The organism is Azospirillum sp. CT11-132 (assembly GCF_047302835.1).
GTDB lineage: Bacteria > Pseudomonadota > Alphaproteobacteria > Azospirillales > Azospirillaceae > Azospirillum.
On record NZ_JBGLZA010000003.1, the window covers coordinates 109,197 to 122,743 of the forward strand.

Consider the following 13,547-nt stretch of genomic DNA (forward strand, 5'->3'; position numbering starts at 1 on the left):
GGAGTCCTCCGATCGGCTTTCGCTCATTCAGCCCGCTCGGAACGGCAACGTTTCGCAGGCGGGCTTTTGCTTCGTCCGGCTCGTCCGGCCGAGTGATCTTGAAGGGATGAAGGGCAGATATGCCGACGATCAACCAGTTGATCCGTAAGCCGCGCGAGCCGTTGGCCGCGCGCAACAAGGTTCCCGCGATGGAGGCTTGCCCGCAGAAGCGTGGCGTCTGCACTCGCGTTTACACCACCACCCCGAAGAAGCCGAACTCGGCGCTCCGTAAGGTCGCCCGCGTTCGTCTGACGAACGGCTTCGAGGTGACGAGCTACATCCCTGGTGAGGGCCACAACCTCCAGGAACACTCGGTGGTCATGATCCGCGGCGGTCGTGTGAAGGATCTTCCCGGCGTTCGCTACCACATCATTCGCGGCACGCTGGATACCCAGGGCGTCAAGGATCGTAAGCAGCGTCGTTCGAAGTACGGCGCGAAGCGTCCGAAGTAAGGAGAACTCACGATGTCCCGTCGTCATCGCGCCGAGAAGCGTGAAGTCCTGCCGGACGCCAAGTACGGCGACCGCGTCCTGACGAAGTTCATGAACTGCCTGATGCTGGACGGCAAGAAGTCGGCCGCCGAAGGCATCGTCTACGGTGCGCTGGGCCGTATCGAGGTCAAGACCAAGAACGACCCCGTTCAGGTCTTCCACGATGCCCTCGCCAACGTGAAGCCGCACCTGGAAGTCCGCAGCCGCCGCGTCGGTGGTGCGACCTATCAGGTTCCGGTCGAGGTCCGTTCGGACCGCGCCCAGGCTCTCGCCATCCGTTGGCTGATCAGCGCCGCCCGCGCCCGCTCGGAAAACACCATGACCGAGCGTCTGTCGGGTGAGTTGCTCGATGCTGCCAGCCAGCGCGGCACCGCCGTGAAGAAGCGCGAAGATACGCACCGCATGGCGGAAGCCAACAAGGCGTTCTCGCACTACCGCTGGTAAGGTTCACGCCTGTCCTGGTGATCTTGCATGCCCCGTTCGCACGCCCTCGACCGTTACCGCAACATCGGCATCATGGCTCACATTGATGCCGGCAAGACGACGACGACCGAGCGCATCCTGTTCTATACCGGCAAGTCCTATCGCATGGGCGAGGTCAATGACGGCACTGCCGTCATGGATTGGATGGAGCAGGAGCAGGAACGGGGCATCACCATCACCTCGGCGGCAACGACCTGTTTCTGGCGCGACCACCGCATCAACATCATCGACACGCCCGGACACGTGGATTTCACCATCGAGGTCGAGCGGTCCTTGCGTGTCCTGGATGGCGCCGTTGCCATCTTCGACGCGGTTGCGGGTGTCGAGCCCCAGACCGAGACCGTGTGGCGGCAGGCCGACAAGTACGGCGTGCCGCGCATGGCCTTCGTCAATAAGATGGACCGCGTCGGCGCCGATTTCGACCGCTGTGTCGCCATGATGGCCGACCGGCTGGGCGTCAAGCCGCTGGTCCTGCAGCTTCCCATCGGCGTTGAGGCCGGCTTTTCCGGCGTCGTCGATCTGGTCGCCATGCGCGCCACGATCTGGAAGGCCGAAACGCTCGGCGCCGAGTTCGAACATACCGACATTCCCGAGACTCTGGCCGGACCGGCCGCAAGCGCCCGTCAGGCGCTGCTGGAGGCCGTGCTCGATCTCGATGAGGCGGCCATGGCCGCCTACCTGGAGCGCGGCGAGGAGCCTGCGCCCGATGCCCTGCGCGCGCTGATCCGCAAGGGCACGATCTCCAATGCCGTTGTCCCGGTGCTCTGCGGATCGGCCTTCCGCAACAAGGGCATCCAGCCGATGCTCGACGCGGTGGTCCACTATCTGCCGGCGCCGAACGACATCGGTGCGGTGACGGGCCATGCCGTCGGTGGCGACCGCTCGGAGGAACGCGCTGCCAACGACAGCGCGCCGTTCTCGGGCCTCGCCTTCAAGGTGATGAATGACCCCTATGTCGGGACGCTCACCTTCTGCCGCATCTATTCCGGCACCGCGAGCGTCGGCGATTCGCTGCTCAACCCGGTGAAGGGGGAGCGCGAGAAAATTGGCCGCATGTTGTTGATGCATGCCAACAGCCGCGAGGACATCGAGCACGCCCACACCGGCGACATCGTGGCCTTCGCCGGGCTGGAGCACACTGCCACCGGCGATACGCTCTGCGACCCGGCCAAGCCCATCGTGCTGGAACGCCTTGACGTTCCAGAGCCGGTGATCGAAATCGCGGTCGAGCCGCGCACCGACGCCGACCACGAGAAGATGGCGGCGGCGCTGAATCGTTTGGGCCACGAGGATCCCTCGCTGCAGGTCTCGGTCGACCGTGAAAGCGGCCAGACCGTCATTCGCGGCATGGGCGAGCTGCATCTGGACGTCGTCGTCGACCGCATGAAGCGTGAGTTCCGCGTCGATGCCGCCGTTGGGGCGCCCAAGGTCGCCTACCGCGAGACCGTGCTGCGTGCGGCAGAGATCGACCATGTCCATGCGCGCCAGACCGGCGACCGCGCCCAATTCGCGCGTGTGACCCTGAAGCTGGAGGCCCTCGACCGCGGCGCCGGCTTCGTGTTCGAGAATCGTGCCGCCGGGTTGCCGCGAGAGTTCGTCGCCGGCGTGCAGAAGGGGCTGGAGGCCGCCAAGGATAGCGGCGTCGTTGCCGGTTACCCGGTGGTGGACGTCAAGGTGACCCTGACCGGCGGCGAGGCGCACGACGTCGACTCCTCGCCGCTTGCCTTCGAACTGGCGGCGCGGACCGCCTTCCGCGAGGCCATGACAAAAGCCGCTCCGGCGCTGTTGGAACCGCTGATGCGGGTCGAAATCATCACGCCGGACGACTATATGGGCGACGTCATCGGCGATCTGAACGGTCGCCGCGGACAGATCACCGGCATGGACCAGCGCGGGAACGCGCGAATCGTCACGGGACTGGTTCCCTTGGCGGCCATGTTCGGCTATGTGAACTCCCTGCGCTCCATGAGTCAGGGCCGCGCGCAGTACAGCATGCAGTTCGACCATTATGAGCCGGTGCCACAGGCCATCGCGGACGGCGTCCGCGCCAAGGTGGCCTGAAGACCGCTGGAACGATTGAGAAACGGAGAGACCACCCCATGGCGAAGGCAAAGTTCGAGCGGAACAAGCCGCACTGCAACGTTGGCACGATCGGCCACGTCGACCACGGCAAGACGTCGCTGACGGCGGCGATCACGAAGGTGCTGGCGGAGTCCGGCGGCGCCACCTTCACCGCTTACGACCAGATCGACAAGGCGCCGGAAGAGAAGGCGCGCGGCATCACGATCTCGACGGCTCACGTCGAGTACGAGACGCAGAACCGCCACTACGCGCACGTCGACTGCCCGGGCCACGCCGACTACGTGAAGAACATGATCACCGGCGCCGCCCAGATGGACGGCGCGATCCTGGTCGTGTCGGCCGCCGACGGCCCGATGCCGCAGACCCGCGAGCACATCCTGCTGGCCCGCCAGGTCGGCGTTCCGGCGCTGGTCGTGTTCTTGAACAAGGTCGACATGGTCGACGATCCGGAGCTGCTGGAGCTGGTCGAGCTGGAAGTTCGCGAGCTGCTGTCCTCCTACCAGTTCCCGGGCGACGACATTCCGATCACCAAGGGTTCGGCCCTGTGCGCCCTGGAAGACCGTCAGCCGGAGATCGGCCGCGACGCCGTTCTGGCTCTGATGAAGACGGTGGACGAGTACATCCCGCAGCCGGAGCGTCCGAAGGACCGTCCGTTCCTGATGCCGATCGAAGACGTGTTCTCGATCTCGGGCCGCGGCACCGTGGTGACCGGCCGTGTCGAGCGCGGCATCGTGAAGGTTGGTGACGAAGTCGAGATCGTCGGCCTGAAGGCGACGGTGAAGACCACCGTGACCGGCGTCGAGATGTTCCGCAAGCTGCTCGATTCGGGTGAGGCGGGCGACAACATCGGCGCGCTGCTGCGCGGCACCAAGCGCGAGGACGTCGAGCGCGGCCAGGTTCTGGCCAAGCCGGGTTCGATCACCCCGCACACCAAGTTCAAGGCCGAAGCCTACATCCTGACGAAGGAAGAGGGCGGCCGTCACACCCCGTTCTTCACCAACTACCGTCCGCAGTTCTACTTCCGTACGACGGACGTGACGGGCATGGTCTCGCTGCCGGAAGGCGTCGAGATGGTGATGCCGGGCGACAATGTCGCCATGGACGTGGCTCTGATCGCCCCGATCGCCATGGACGAGGGCCTGCGCTTCGCCATCCGCGAGGGCGGCCGTACCGTCGGCGCCGGCGTCGTTGCCAAGATCGTCGAGTGATGACCATCCGACGGTCGCCGCAGGGTGACCGTCGGAGGGAAGGGTAGGGCGGCGGGAAACTATCCCGCCGCCGGTTGTCAGAGACGGGCCGTCTTCTCCGCGCAAGCAGGGTGGGCGGTCCGCCCGGTTCTAGCCATCGGGCGTCGGCATTCGGGTCCGTCAGCCTGTCGATCCAGCTTCCTCCGACCGGGGGGAGATTCAGGATTGACACGCGGGCGCTGAACGCCTAGAGATTACGCCCTCTGGATTTTGGGTTGGTGGTAGGCAGCTTCGACCTAGACGCAGCCCGAGACGAACGGCACGGCGCGCCTCCCAGTGAGGCGCGCCGTCTGCTGAACGGAACATCCCCTTCGGGCATCCGCCGCGGGGGATGTTCTTTTTCGTATCGGCCCGTCGCATCGGTCACAGTGTCGCCCGTCGGCCCCGCTTCGGTGGTTCGGCGCGCGGCCTTGCGCTGTCGGCGAAGCCCCAAAGCAGCTCGTGGAGTTCCGGTGACGCGTCCGCGTCATCGCTAGAAGGTGCAAGGGACGTTTGGACATGGACAGCCAGAACATCCGCATCCGTCTGAAGGCGTTCGATCATCGCGTGCTCGACCAGTCGACCAGCGAGATCGTCAACACCGCCAAGCGGACCGGCGCGCGCGTGCGGGGCCCGATTCCCCTGCCGACGCACATCGAAAAGTTCACCGTGAACCGTTCGCCGCACATCGACAAGAAGTCGCGCGAGCAGTTCGAGATCCGCACCCACAAGCGCCTGCTCGACATCGTCGATCCGACGCCGCAGACCGTGGATGCTCTGATGAAGCTCGACCTCGCCGCCGGCGTCGACGTCGAGATCAAGCTCTGATTTTGGTTGGTAAGGGACCTCTCCGGTAAGCGGATGTCCCTGGTCAGGAGATAAAGAACAATGCGATCCGGTTTGATCGCGCAGAAGGTCGGCATGACCCGCGTCTTCACGGACGACGGCCAGCATGTTCCGGTCACTGTGCTGAAAGTCGACAGCTGCCAGGTCGTCGCCGTTCGCACCGAGGAAAAGGATGGCTACACCGCCGTCCAGCTCGGCGCGGGCGCCATCAAGGTCAAGAACGTCAACAAGCCTGAGCGTGGGCATTTCGCCAAGGCGCGCGTGGAACCGAAGCGCAAGCTGGTCGAGTTCCGCGTCGATGCCGATGCCCTGATCGAGGTCGGTGCCGAGCTGTCGGCCGCCCACTTCGTCGCCGGCCAGTACGTCGACGTTACCGGCACCTCCATCGGCAAGGGCTTTGCCGGTGCGATGAAGCGCTGGAACTTCGGTGGTCTGCGCGCCACGCACGGCGTGTCGGTGTCGCACCGTTCGCACGGTTCGACGGGTAACCGTCAGGACCCCGGCAAGGTCTTCAAGAACAAGAAGATGGCCGGTCATCTCGGTGACGAGCGGGTCACGGTCCTGAACCTGCAGGTCGTCGCCGTCGACGAAGCCCGTGGTCTGATCATGCTCAAGGGTGCCGTCCCCGGCGCCGAGGGCGGTTGGCTGCGCATCCGTGACGCCGTCAAGAAGAAGGCTCCGGAAGGCCTGCCCTTCCCGGCCGGCATCAAGTCTGCTCCGGCGGCGGAAGCCCCGGCCGAGACGCAGGAGTGAGCGCCATGAAGGCCACGATCAAGAACCTGAACAACGAAGCCGTCGGCGAGATCGAGCTGTCGGACGCCGTGTTCGGCCTGCCGACCCGCACCGACCTGCTGGCCCGCATGGTGAACTGGCAGTTGGCCAAGCGCCGCTCCGGTAACCACAAGACCAAGGGCATCAGCGAGATCAGCGGCACGACCAAGAAGCCCTATGGGCAGAAGGGCACCGGCCGCGCTCGTCAGGGCTCCATCCGTTCGCCGCAGTTCCGCGGCGGTGCGACCATCTTCGGGCCGGTGGTGCGTTCGCACGCCCATGACCTGACCAAGAAGGTCCGCAAGCTGGCGCTCAAGACCGCCCTGTCGGCCAAGGCCGCCGAGGGCAAGCTGATCGTCCTGGAGGCTGCGGCCGCCGAGACGCACAAGACCAAGGAACTGGCGGCCCGTCTCGCCACCCTCGGCCTGACTTCGGCGCTGATCATCGATGGCTCGAACCTGGACGAGAACTTCGCCAAGGCTTCGCGCAACATCCCGCTGATCGACGTGCTGCCGGAGCAGGGTGCGAACGTCTACGACATTCTCCGCCGCGATACGCTGGTCCTGACCCGCAACGCGGTCGAGCAACTGGAGGCTCGCCTGAAATGAGCAAGCAGTCGAAACCTGCGGTGAGCCAGGAGCGGATGTACGACCTGATCCTCGCTCCCGTCATCACCGAGAAGTCGACGTTGGTGTCGGAGCACAACCAGGTCACGTTCCGCGTGCCGCTCACGGCCTCCAAGCCGGAGATCAAGGCCGCCGTTGAAGGTCTCTTCAACGTCAAGGTGACTGCGGTCAACACCCTGGTTTCCAAGGGCAAGACCAAGCGGTTCCGCGGCACCATCGGCCGTCGCTCGGACTTCAAGAAGGCCGTCGTCACCCTCGCCGAGGGTAACAAGATCGACGTGACCACGGGCATCTGAGCGGGAGTGTGATCCGATGGCTCTGAAGCAATACCGCCCGATTACTCCCTCGCTCCGCCAGCTGGTCATCGTCGACCGCTCGGAGCTGTGGAAGGGCAAGCCGGTCAAGACCCTCACCGAGGGCCTGACCAAGTCTGGTGGACGCAACAACACCGGCCGCATCACTGCGCGCCGGATGGGTGGCGGTCACAAGCGTACCTACCGTCTGGTGGACTTCAAGCGTCGCAAGTTCGACGTTCCGGCCACCGTCGAGCGGCTGGAATATGATCCGAACCGCACGGCTTTCATCGCGCTGATCAAGTACCAGGATGGGACCCTGTCCTACATCCTGGCGCCGCAGCGCCTGAAGGTCGGCGACACCGTGATCTCCGGCGAGCGCGTCGACGTGAAGCCCGGCAACGCGATGCCGCTGAAGAACATCCCGGTCGGTTCGATCGTGCACAACGTCGAGCTGAAGGCCGGCAAGGGTGGTCAGGTGGCTCGTTCCGCCGGCACCTACCTGCAGCTGGTCGGCCGCGACGGCGGCTACGCCCAGCTGAAGCTGCCCTCGGGTGAGCTGCGCATGGTTCGTGGCGAGTGCATGGCCACCCTGGGTGCCGTGTCCAACCCGGACCAGATGAACACCAACCTTGGCAAGGCCGGTCGCAACCGCTGGCTGGGCAAGCGTCCGTCGGTCCGTGGCGTCGCCATGAACCCGATCGACCACCCGCACGGTGGTGGTGAGGGTCGTACCTCGGGCGGCCGTCATCCGGTCACGCCGTGGGGCAAGCCGACCAAGGGCAAGAAGACTCGTCACAACAAGAAGACGGATGGCCTGATCCTGCGCCGCCGTCATTCGAAGTAAGGAGGTCGAACGATGGCACGCTCCGTTTGGAAGGGCCCGTTCGTCGACGGCTATCTGCTGAAGAAGGCGGACAAGAGCCGGGCTTCGGGCCGCAACGAGATCATCAAGATCTGGTCGCGTCGTTCGACCATCCTGCCGCAGTTCGTCGGTCTGACGTTCGGCGTCTACAACGGCCACAAGTTCCTGCCGGTTCTGGTTACCGAGCACATGATCGGTCACAAGTTCGGCGAGTTCGCTCCGACGCGGACCTTCTATGGCCACGCGGCGGACAAGAAGGCGAAGAGGAAGTAAGCCATGGGCAAGTCTGCCAACCCCAGCCGGGTCGCGGAGAACGAGGCTCTGGCCCGCAATCCGATGATCCGCACCAGCCCGCGGAAGCTCAACCTCGTCGCCCAGCTCATCCGGAACATGGATGCCAGCCGTGCCGTGGCCGAGCTGACCTTCTCCAAGCGCCGCATCGCCGGCGAGGTGAAGAAGGTCCTGCAGGCCGCAATCGCGAACGCCGAGAACAACCACCAGCTCGACGTCGACCGTCTGTACGTGTCGTCGGCGACGGTCGGTCGCGCTCTGGTGATGAAGCGCTTCCACGCCCGTGCCCGCGGTCGCGGCGCCCGGGTCGAGAAGCTGTTCAGCAACCTGACGATCATCGTCCGCGAGCGTGACGCCGCCGTTGCCGAGGGGGCCGAGTAATGGGTCAGAAAATCAATCCGATCGGGCTGCGCCTCGGCATCAACCGGACCTGGGACAGCCGTTGGTTCGCCAAGCGCGACTACGCCAATCTGCTGCACCAGGACCTGAAGCTGCGTGGCTATCTGCAGGGTCGCCTGCAGCAGGCCGGTTGCTCGCGCGTCGTCATCGAACGTCCGGCCAAGAAGGCCCGCATCACCATTCACTCGGCTCGTCCGGGCGTGGTGATCGGCAAGAAGGGCGCGGACATCGAGAAGCTGCGTCTTGAGCTGTCGAAGATGACCGGCAGCGAGGTGAGCCTGAACATCGTCGAAATCCGCAAGCCGGAAATCGACGCTCGCCTCATCGCCGAGAACATCGCCAGCCAGCTCGAGCGCCGTGTGGCATTTCGTCGCGCCATGAAGCGCGCCGTGCAGTCCGCCATGCGTCTGGGCGCCCAGGGCATCCGGATCAACTGCTCGGGCCGTCTCGGCGGTGCGGAAATCGCCCGCATGGAGTGGTATCGCGAGGGCCGCGTTCCGCTGCACACCCTGCGCGCCGACATCGATTACGGTGTGGGCACCGCCAAGACCACCTACGGCACCTGCGGTGTCAAGGTGTGGGTGTTCAAGGGCGAGGTCATGGCTCACGACCCGATGGCGCAGGACAAGCGCATGGGTTCCGAGCCGGTGTCGACCGATGGCGAGCCGCGCCGCGATCGGCATGATCGTCGCGACCGTCGCGAGCGCTCCGAGCGCTCCGAACGCGAGTAAAGGGGCCGAGCGATGCTTTCTCCCAAGCGCACGAAATTCCGTAAGGCCCACAAGGGCCGCATCCACGGCAACGCCAAGGGCGGCACCGCCCTGAACTTCGGCTCCTTTGGCCTCAAGGCCCTGGAGCCGGAGCGCATCACCGCCCGGCAGATCGAGGCGGCCCGCCGCGCGATCACCCGCGCGATGAAGCGTCAGGGCCGCGTCTGGATCCGCATTTTCCCGGACCTCCCCGTCTCCACCAAGCCCGCCGAAGTCCGCATGGGTTCCGGTAAGGGTTCGCCGGAGTACTGGGCGGCTCGCGTGAAGCCGGGTCGCATCCTGTTTGAACTGGACGGCGTGCCGGCAGATGTGGCAAAAACCGCCTTCGCTCTGGCGGCCGCGAAGCTGCCGATCAAGGTGAAGCTGGTGACCCGCCTGGGCGGTGTCGAGGAGACCGCGGCATGAAGGCCGTAGACATTCGTACGAAGAGCGCGGATGAGCTGAACGATCAGCTCCTCCAGCTCAAGAAGGAACAGTTCAACCTGCGTTTCCAGAAGGCCTCCGGCCAGCTGGAGAACACCGCGCGGGTGAACACGGTGCGCCGCGACATCGCCCGCATCAAGACCATCATCGGCGAGCGTGCCCGCTCCGCCGACGCCGGCAAGTAAGGGGGATCATCCATGCCTCGCCGCGTTCTGCAGGGCACGGTGGTCAGCGACAAGTGCGACAAGACCGTTACGGTTCTTGTCGAGCGCCGTGTCATGCACCCCGTGTACAAGAAGTTCATTCGTCAGTCGAAGAAGTACGCCGCCCACGACGAGGGCAACCAGTTCAAGGTCGGCGATACCGTTTCGATCATCGAATGCCGCCCGATCTCGAAGTCCAAGCGTTGGACGGTCGTGACGGAGTCCGCCGCCGACAGCGGCGCCGCGTGATAACGAAAGGTCGTAAACAATGATCCAGATGCAAACCAACCTGGAAGTCGCCGATAACAGCGGGGCGCGCCGGGTGCAGTGCATCAAGGTGCTTGGCGGGTCCAAGCGGAAGGTCGCGACCGTGGGCGACGTCATCGTCGTCTCGGTCAAGGAGGCCATTCCGAAGGGCCGCGTCAAGAAGGGCGACGTGCATCGTGCCGTCATCGTCCGCACCGCGAAGGAACTGCGTCGGGAGGACGGGTCGGCGATCCGTTTCGACCGGAACGCCGCCGTGCTTATCAACAAGCAGGGCGAGCCGATCGGCACCCGTATTTTCGGGCCGGTCACTCGTGAACTGCGCGGCAAGAAGTTCATGAAGATCATCTCGCTGGCGCCGGAGGTGCTGTAATGGCCGCCAAGATCAAGACCAAGGACAAGGTCGTTGTCCTGACCGGCCGTGACAAGGGCAAGACCGGCGAGGTGTTGAAGGTTTTCCCGAAGGAGAACCGTGCCGTTGTGCAGGGCGTGAACGTGGTGAAGAAGCACCAGCGTGCCAGCGCCCGCTCGCAGGGTGGCATCATCGAGATGGAGGCGCCGATCAACGTCTCCAACCTCGCTCACGTCGATCCCAAGGATGGCAAGCCGACCCGCGTCGGTTTCAAGATCCTTGAGGATGGCCGCAAGGTGCGTGTCGCCAAGCGGTCCGGCGAAGTCATTGACCTGTGAGGACCCGGGCATGACCGCACGTCTGAAAGAAGTTTACGATTCCAAGATCCGCGCCGCTCTGAAGTCGGAATTCGGCTACAAGAACGACCTGGAAGTTCCGCGGATCGAGAAGATCGTGGTCAACATGGGTGTCGGCGAGGCTGTCGCCGACTCCAAGAAGATCCAGCTCGCCGTGGCCGAGATGGCCGCCATCACCGGTCAGAAGCCGGTGGTGACCAAGTCGCGCAAGTCGATCGCCCAGTTCAAGCTGCGCGAAGGCATGGCGATCGGCTGCAAGGTCACGCTCCGTCGCGACCGCATGTACGAGTTCCTGGATCGCCTGGTGACGATTGCGTTGCCGCGCGTCCGTGACTTCCGCGGTATCCCGGGTGACAGCTTTGACGGCCGTGGCAACTACGCCATGGGTGTCAAGGAGCAGATCATTTTCCCGGAGATCGATTACGACAAGATCGATCAGATCCGCGGCATGGACATCATCATCGTCACTTCGGCGAAGACCGACCAGGAAGCCAAGGCTCTCCTGAAGGGCTTCGACATGCCGTTCGTGAGCTGAGGCTGGAGCACGACCATGGCTAAGACCAGTGCCATCGAAAAGAACAAGCGTCGCGCCAAGCTGGCCAAGCAGTACGCGAACAAGCGTGCGCGCCTGAAGGCAATCGCGAACGACAAGACCCTCCCGCCGGAAGAGCAATTCGCTGCCCGCCTCAAGCTGGCCGAACTGCCGCGCAACTCCTCGAAGGTGCGCATCCGGAACCGCTGCGAAATGACCGGGCGTCCGCGCGCGTTCTATCGCAAGTTCAAGCTGTCCCGCGTCACGCTCCGCGAACTGGCCTCGACCGGCCAGATCCCGGGCATGACGAAGTCGAGCTGGTAAGGAGGGTCCGAGAATGTCTTTGAGCGATCCGCTCGGCGATATGCTGACCCGCATCCGCAACGGTCAGCACGCCCGCATGTCCGTTGTGGTTTCCCCGGCGTCTAAGCTGCGCGTCAACGTCCTGGAAGTTCTGAAGCGTGAAGGCTTCATCCGCGGCTGGTCCGAGGAAGAACTGCGTCCGGGCGTCAAGAACCTGAAGATCGAGCTGAAGTACCACGAAGGCGAGCCTGTCATTAAGCAGATCGCCCGTGTGTCCAAGCCCGGCCGTCGCGTGTATTCGAAGATCGCTGACCTGCCCCGTGTCTACAACGGGCTGGGTCTGTCGATCCTGTCGACCCCGCGCGGCGTGATGTCGGACAATGAGGCCCGCTCCGCCAACGTCGGCGGCGAAGTCCTCTGCCGCGTGTTCTAAGGGGGATTGGCAGATGTCGCGCATTGGCAAGCATCCCGTGCCGGTCCCGGCTGGCGTCGACGTGAAGGTCGACGGTCAGCAGGTCACGGCCAAGGGCAAGCTGGGGCAACTCAGCATGACCCTGATCGACGACATCACCGCCTCGCTGGAAGACGGCAAGGTGGTGGTGAAGCCGGCAAACGACAGCAAGCGCGCCCGCGTCATGTGGGCGACCTCGCGCACCCTGATCAACAACATGGTCACCGGTGTCAGCCAGGGCTTCACGATCAACCTGGAAATCAACGGCGTCGGTTACCGCGCGGCCGTGCAGGGCAAGGAGCTGGTTCTCCAGCTCGGCTTCTCGCACGACGTGAAGTACCCGATCCCGGAAGGCATCACGATCAAGTGCGACAAGCCGACGGCCATCTCGGTCAGCGGCTATGACAAGCACAAGGTCGGCCAGGTTGCCGCCGAGATCCGCGGTTGGAAGAAGCCGGAGCCCTATAAGGGCAAGGGCATCAAGTACGAGACCGAAACCGTCCTGCGCAAGGAAGGTAAGAAGAAGTAACCGCCATGCTGAAGCCAAAGCAACTCCACGAGCGCCGCAAGCAGCGCGTGCGCGCGCAGATTGCCAAGAAGGCCGGCGGGCGCGTTCGCCTCTCGGTCTTCCGGTCCAATCTGCACATCTACGCCCAGATCATCGACGACGAAAACGGCAAGACGCTCGCGTCCGCCTCGTCGCTCGAGAAGGAGCTGCGCGAGCAGCTCAAGCACGGCGGCAACGTCGATGCTGCCAAGCGCATCGGCGAGCTGATCGCCGAACGCGCCAAGGCCGCTGGGATTACCGAGGTCGTGTTCGATCGCGGTGGTTACATTTACCATGGCCGGGTCAAGGCCCTGGCCGACGCCGCCCGTGAGGGCGGGCTGTCGTTCTAAGGAGGCCCGGATATGGCACGTGAACGTGGGGAGCGGGACAACCGCGACCGGCAGCCGCGCGAGCGGGAAGAAAGCGAGCTGATTGAAAAGCTCGTCGGCATCAACCGCGTCGCCAAGGTCGTCAAGGGTGGTCGTCGCTTCGGCTTCGCCGCTCTGGTCGTCGTTGGCGACGGCAAGGGTCGCGTCGGCGTCGGCTCGGGCAAGGCCCGTGAAGTCCCGGAGGCCATCCGCAAGGCGACCGATCAGGCCAAGCGCGGCATGATCCGTGTTCCGCTGCGCGAAGGCCGTACGCTGCATCATGACACCAACGGCCACTTCGGTGCCGGCAAGGTCGTGCTGCGGGCTGCTCCGGCCGGTACCGGCATCATCGCCGGTGGTCCGATGCGCGCGATCTTCGAGGCTCTCGGCGTCGCTGACGTCGTGACCAAGTCGATCGGCACGTCGAACCCGCACAACATGATCAAGGCGACGTTCGACGCCCTGACCCAGGTCACCAGCCCGCGGTCCGTCGCGGCGCGTCGCGGTCGTCGCGTGAGCGACATCCTCGGCCGTCGCGAGGCCGGCGCCGGACAGGAGGCCTGATC

At 64.7% G+C, this 13,547-nt stretch carries 23 protein-coding genes; all 23 read left to right on the plus strand.

Annotated features, from left to right (window positions below; genetic code table 11):
• The first annotated feature begins 119 nt into the window (after positions 1 to 119).
• The 23 genes from rpsL (at position 120) to rpsE (ending at position 13,545) form a co-directional block, all read left to right on the plus strand.
• Positions 120 to 491, plus strand: a complete 372-nt coding sequence (rpsL, locus tag ACCD06_RS06235; RefSeq protein ID WP_012973201.1) for a 30S ribosomal protein S12 — start codon at positions 120 to 122, stop codon at positions 489 to 491.
• A gap of 12 nt (positions 492 to 503) precedes the next feature.
• Positions 504 to 974: a 30S ribosomal protein S7 gene (rpsG, locus tag ACCD06_RS06240; RefSeq protein ID WP_012973202.1), complete on the plus strand. Its 471-nt coding sequence runs from the start codon at positions 504 to 506 to the stop codon at positions 972 to 974.
• A gap of 27 nt (positions 975 to 1,001) precedes the next feature.
• Positions 1,002 to 3,074, plus strand: a complete 2,073-nt coding sequence (gene fusA / locus ACCD06_RS06245) for an elongation factor G (RefSeq protein ID WP_413339540.1) — start codon at positions 1,002 to 1,004, stop codon at positions 3,072 to 3,074.
• A gap of 38 nt (positions 3,075 to 3,112) precedes the next feature.
• On the plus strand, positions 3,113 to 4,303 hold the full coding sequence (tuf, locus tag ACCD06_RS06250) for an elongation factor Tu (RefSeq protein WP_136705163.1): 1,191 nt from the start codon (positions 3,113 to 3,115) through the stop codon (positions 4,301 to 4,303).
• Between the two features lie 537 nt (positions 4,304 to 4,840).
• Complete coding sequence (gene rpsJ / locus ACCD06_RS06255; protein ID WP_012973204.1) at positions 4,841 to 5,149, plus strand: 30S ribosomal protein S10; 309 nt, start codon at positions 4,841 to 4,843, stop codon at positions 5,147 to 5,149.
• Between the two features lie 60 nt (positions 5,150 to 5,209).
• Entirely contained in the window at positions 5,210 to 5,920 is a 711-nt protein-coding gene (gene rplC / locus ACCD06_RS06260) for a 50S ribosomal protein L3 (protein WP_044549480.1), read from the plus strand.
• A gap of 5 nt (positions 5,921 to 5,925) precedes the next feature.
• Entirely contained in the window at positions 5,926 to 6,546 is a 621-nt protein-coding gene (gene rplD / locus ACCD06_RS06265; protein WP_109076312.1) for a 50S ribosomal protein L4, read from the plus strand.
• The gene (locus tag ACCD06_RS06270; protein WP_012973207.1) at positions 6,543 to 6,860 is read left to right on the plus strand and encodes a 50S ribosomal protein L23; all 318 of its coding nucleotides are present in this window, start codon (positions 6,543 to 6,545) and stop codon (positions 6,858 to 6,860) included. The genes rplD and ACCD06_RS06270 overlap by 4 nt, the downstream gene beginning before the upstream one ends.
• Before the next feature lie 16 nt (positions 6,861 to 6,876).
• A complete protein-coding gene (gene rplB / locus ACCD06_RS06275) occupies positions 6,877 to 7,704 on the plus strand; it encodes a 50S ribosomal protein L2 (protein ID WP_012973208.1) in 828 nt (275 codons plus the stop codon).
• A 12-nt stretch (positions 7,705 to 7,716) separates the two neighbouring features.
• Complete coding sequence (gene rpsS, locus ACCD06_RS06280; RefSeq protein ID WP_012973209.1) at positions 7,717 to 7,995, plus strand: 30S ribosomal protein S19; 279 nt, start codon at positions 7,717 to 7,719, stop codon at positions 7,993 to 7,995.
• A 3-nt stretch (positions 7,996 to 7,998) separates the two neighbouring features.
• Complete coding sequence (gene rplV, locus ACCD06_RS06285) at positions 7,999 to 8,394, plus strand: 50S ribosomal protein L22 (RefSeq protein WP_012973210.1); 396 nt, start codon at positions 7,999 to 8,001, stop codon at positions 8,392 to 8,394.
• Complete coding sequence (rpsC, locus tag ACCD06_RS06290) at positions 8,394 to 9,143, plus strand: 30S ribosomal protein S3 (protein ID WP_085088119.1); 750 nt, start codon at positions 8,394 to 8,396, stop codon at positions 9,141 to 9,143. The genes rplV and rpsC overlap by 1 nt, the downstream gene beginning before the upstream one ends.
• 12 nt (positions 9,144 to 9,155) lie before the next feature.
• Positions 9,156 to 9,587 carry a 50S ribosomal protein L16 gene (rplP, locus tag ACCD06_RS06295; protein WP_014246894.1) on the plus strand — a complete coding sequence of 144 codons (432 nt, stop codon included), beginning with the start codon at positions 9,156 to 9,158 and terminating at the stop codon, positions 9,585 to 9,587.
• Entirely contained in the window at positions 9,584 to 9,790 is a 207-nt protein-coding gene (rpmC, locus tag ACCD06_RS06300) for a 50S ribosomal protein L29 (RefSeq protein WP_111065626.1), read from the plus strand. The genes rplP and rpmC overlap by 4 nt, the downstream gene beginning before the upstream one ends.
• Positions 9,791 to 9,802: 12 nt before the next feature.
• Positions 9,803 to 10,057, plus strand: a complete 255-nt coding sequence (gene rpsQ, locus ACCD06_RS06305; protein WP_042694099.1) for a 30S ribosomal protein S17 — start codon at positions 9,803 to 9,805, stop codon at positions 10,055 to 10,057.
• 19 nt (positions 10,058 to 10,076) lie between these two features.
• Positions 10,077 to 10,445, plus strand: coding sequence for a 50S ribosomal protein L14 (rplN, locus tag ACCD06_RS06310; RefSeq protein ID WP_012973215.1), 369 nt, complete (start codon positions 10,077 to 10,079; stop codon positions 10,443 to 10,445).
• Positions 10,445 to 10,762: a 50S ribosomal protein L24 gene (gene rplX / locus ACCD06_RS06315; protein ID WP_014246896.1), complete on the plus strand. Its 318-nt coding sequence runs from the start codon at positions 10,445 to 10,447 to the stop codon at positions 10,760 to 10,762. The genes rplN and rplX overlap by 1 nt, the downstream gene beginning before the upstream one ends.
• Positions 10,763 to 10,772: 10 nt before the next feature.
• Positions 10,773 to 11,315 (plus strand): 50S ribosomal protein L5, encoded by a 543-nt coding sequence (gene rplE / locus ACCD06_RS06320; RefSeq protein ID WP_012973217.1) that lies wholly within the window; start codon positions 10,773 to 10,775, stop codon positions 11,313 to 11,315.
• A 15-nt stretch (positions 11,316 to 11,330) separates the two neighbouring features.
• A complete protein-coding gene (rpsN, locus tag ACCD06_RS06325; protein WP_012973218.1) occupies positions 11,331 to 11,636 on the plus strand; it encodes a 30S ribosomal protein S14 in 306 nt (101 codons plus the stop codon).
• A 13-nt stretch (positions 11,637 to 11,649) separates the two neighbouring features.
• Positions 11,650 to 12,048, plus strand: coding sequence for a 30S ribosomal protein S8 (gene rpsH / locus ACCD06_RS06330; protein ID WP_085088120.1), 399 nt, complete (start codon positions 11,650 to 11,652; stop codon positions 12,046 to 12,048).
• Between the two features lie 13 nt (positions 12,049 to 12,061).
• On the plus strand, positions 12,062 to 12,595 hold the full coding sequence (gene rplF / locus ACCD06_RS06335; protein WP_109076313.1) for a 50S ribosomal protein L6: 534 nt from the start codon (positions 12,062 to 12,064) through the stop codon (positions 12,593 to 12,595).
• A gap of 5 nt (positions 12,596 to 12,600) precedes the next feature.
• Positions 12,601 to 12,963 carry a 50S ribosomal protein L18 gene (rplR, locus tag ACCD06_RS06340; protein ID WP_014246901.1) on the plus strand — a complete coding sequence of 121 codons (363 nt, stop codon included), beginning with the start codon at positions 12,601 to 12,603 and terminating at the stop codon, positions 12,961 to 12,963.
• Between the two features lie 12 nt (positions 12,964 to 12,975).
• Entirely contained in the window at positions 12,976 to 13,545 is a 570-nt protein-coding gene (gene rpsE, locus ACCD06_RS06345; protein ID WP_014246902.1) for a 30S ribosomal protein S5, read from the plus strand.
• Positions 13,546 to 13,547: the final 2 nt, after the last annotated feature.

What these genes read in the sequence shown, in the direction of transcription:
- rpsL (WP_012973201.1), top strand. Translation starts at nt 120, where the DNA reads ATGCCGACGATCAACCAGTTGATCCGTAAGCCGCGCGAGCCGTTGGCC.
- rpsG (WP_012973202.1), top strand. Translation starts at nt 504, where the DNA reads ATGTCCCGTCGTCATCGCGCCGAGAAGCGTGAAGTCCTGCCGGACGCC.
- fusA (WP_413339540.1), top strand. Translation starts at nt 1,002, where the DNA reads ATGCCCCGTTCGCACGCCCTCGACCGTTACCGCAACATCGGCATCATG.
- tuf (WP_136705163.1), top strand. Translation starts at nt 3,113, where the DNA reads ATGGCGAAGGCAAAGTTCGAGCGGAACAAGCCGCACTGCAACGTTGGC.
- rpsJ (WP_012973204.1), top strand. Translation starts at nt 4,841, where the DNA reads ATGGACAGCCAGAACATCCGCATCCGTCTGAAGGCGTTCGATCATCGC.
- rplC (WP_044549480.1), top strand. Translation starts at nt 5,210, where the DNA reads ATGCGATCCGGTTTGATCGCGCAGAAGGTCGGCATGACCCGCGTCTTC.
- rplD (WP_109076312.1), top strand. Translation starts at nt 5,926, where the DNA reads ATGAAGGCCACGATCAAGAACCTGAACAACGAAGCCGTCGGCGAGATC.
- ACCD06_RS06270 (WP_012973207.1), top strand. Translation starts at nt 6,543, where the DNA reads ATGAGCAAGCAGTCGAAACCTGCGGTGAGCCAGGAGCGGATGTACGAC.
- rplB (WP_012973208.1), top strand. Translation starts at nt 6,877, where the DNA reads ATGGCTCTGAAGCAATACCGCCCGATTACTCCCTCGCTCCGCCAGCTG.
- rpsS (WP_012973209.1), top strand. Translation starts at nt 7,717, where the DNA reads ATGGCACGCTCCGTTTGGAAGGGCCCGTTCGTCGACGGCTATCTGCTG.
- rplV (WP_012973210.1), top strand. Translation starts at nt 7,999, where the DNA reads ATGGGCAAGTCTGCCAACCCCAGCCGGGTCGCGGAGAACGAGGCTCTG.
- rpsC (WP_085088119.1), top strand. Translation starts at nt 8,394, where the DNA reads ATGGGTCAGAAAATCAATCCGATCGGGCTGCGCCTCGGCATCAACCGG.
- rplP (WP_014246894.1), top strand. Translation starts at nt 9,156, where the DNA reads ATGCTTTCTCCCAAGCGCACGAAATTCCGTAAGGCCCACAAGGGCCGC.
- rpmC (WP_111065626.1), top strand. Translation starts at nt 9,584, where the DNA reads ATGAAGGCCGTAGACATTCGTACGAAGAGCGCGGATGAGCTGAACGAT.
- rpsQ (WP_042694099.1), top strand. Translation starts at nt 9,803, where the DNA reads ATGCCTCGCCGCGTTCTGCAGGGCACGGTGGTCAGCGACAAGTGCGAC.
- rplN (WP_012973215.1), top strand. Translation starts at nt 10,077, where the DNA reads ATGATCCAGATGCAAACCAACCTGGAAGTCGCCGATAACAGCGGGGCG.
- rplX (WP_014246896.1), top strand. Translation starts at nt 10,445, where the DNA reads ATGGCCGCCAAGATCAAGACCAAGGACAAGGTCGTTGTCCTGACCGGC.
- rplE (WP_012973217.1), top strand. Translation starts at nt 10,773, where the DNA reads ATGACCGCACGTCTGAAAGAAGTTTACGATTCCAAGATCCGCGCCGCT.
- rpsN (WP_012973218.1), top strand. Translation starts at nt 11,331, where the DNA reads ATGGCTAAGACCAGTGCCATCGAAAAGAACAAGCGTCGCGCCAAGCTG.
- rpsH (WP_085088120.1), top strand. Translation starts at nt 11,650, where the DNA reads ATGTCTTTGAGCGATCCGCTCGGCGATATGCTGACCCGCATCCGCAAC.
- rplF (WP_109076313.1), top strand. Translation starts at nt 12,062, where the DNA reads ATGTCGCGCATTGGCAAGCATCCCGTGCCGGTCCCGGCTGGCGTCGAC.
- rplR (WP_014246901.1), top strand. Translation starts at nt 12,601, where the DNA reads ATGCTGAAGCCAAAGCAACTCCACGAGCGCCGCAAGCAGCGCGTGCGC.
- rpsE (WP_014246902.1), top strand. Translation starts at nt 12,976, where the DNA reads ATGGCACGTGAACGTGGGGAGCGGGACAACCGCGACCGGCAGCCGCGC.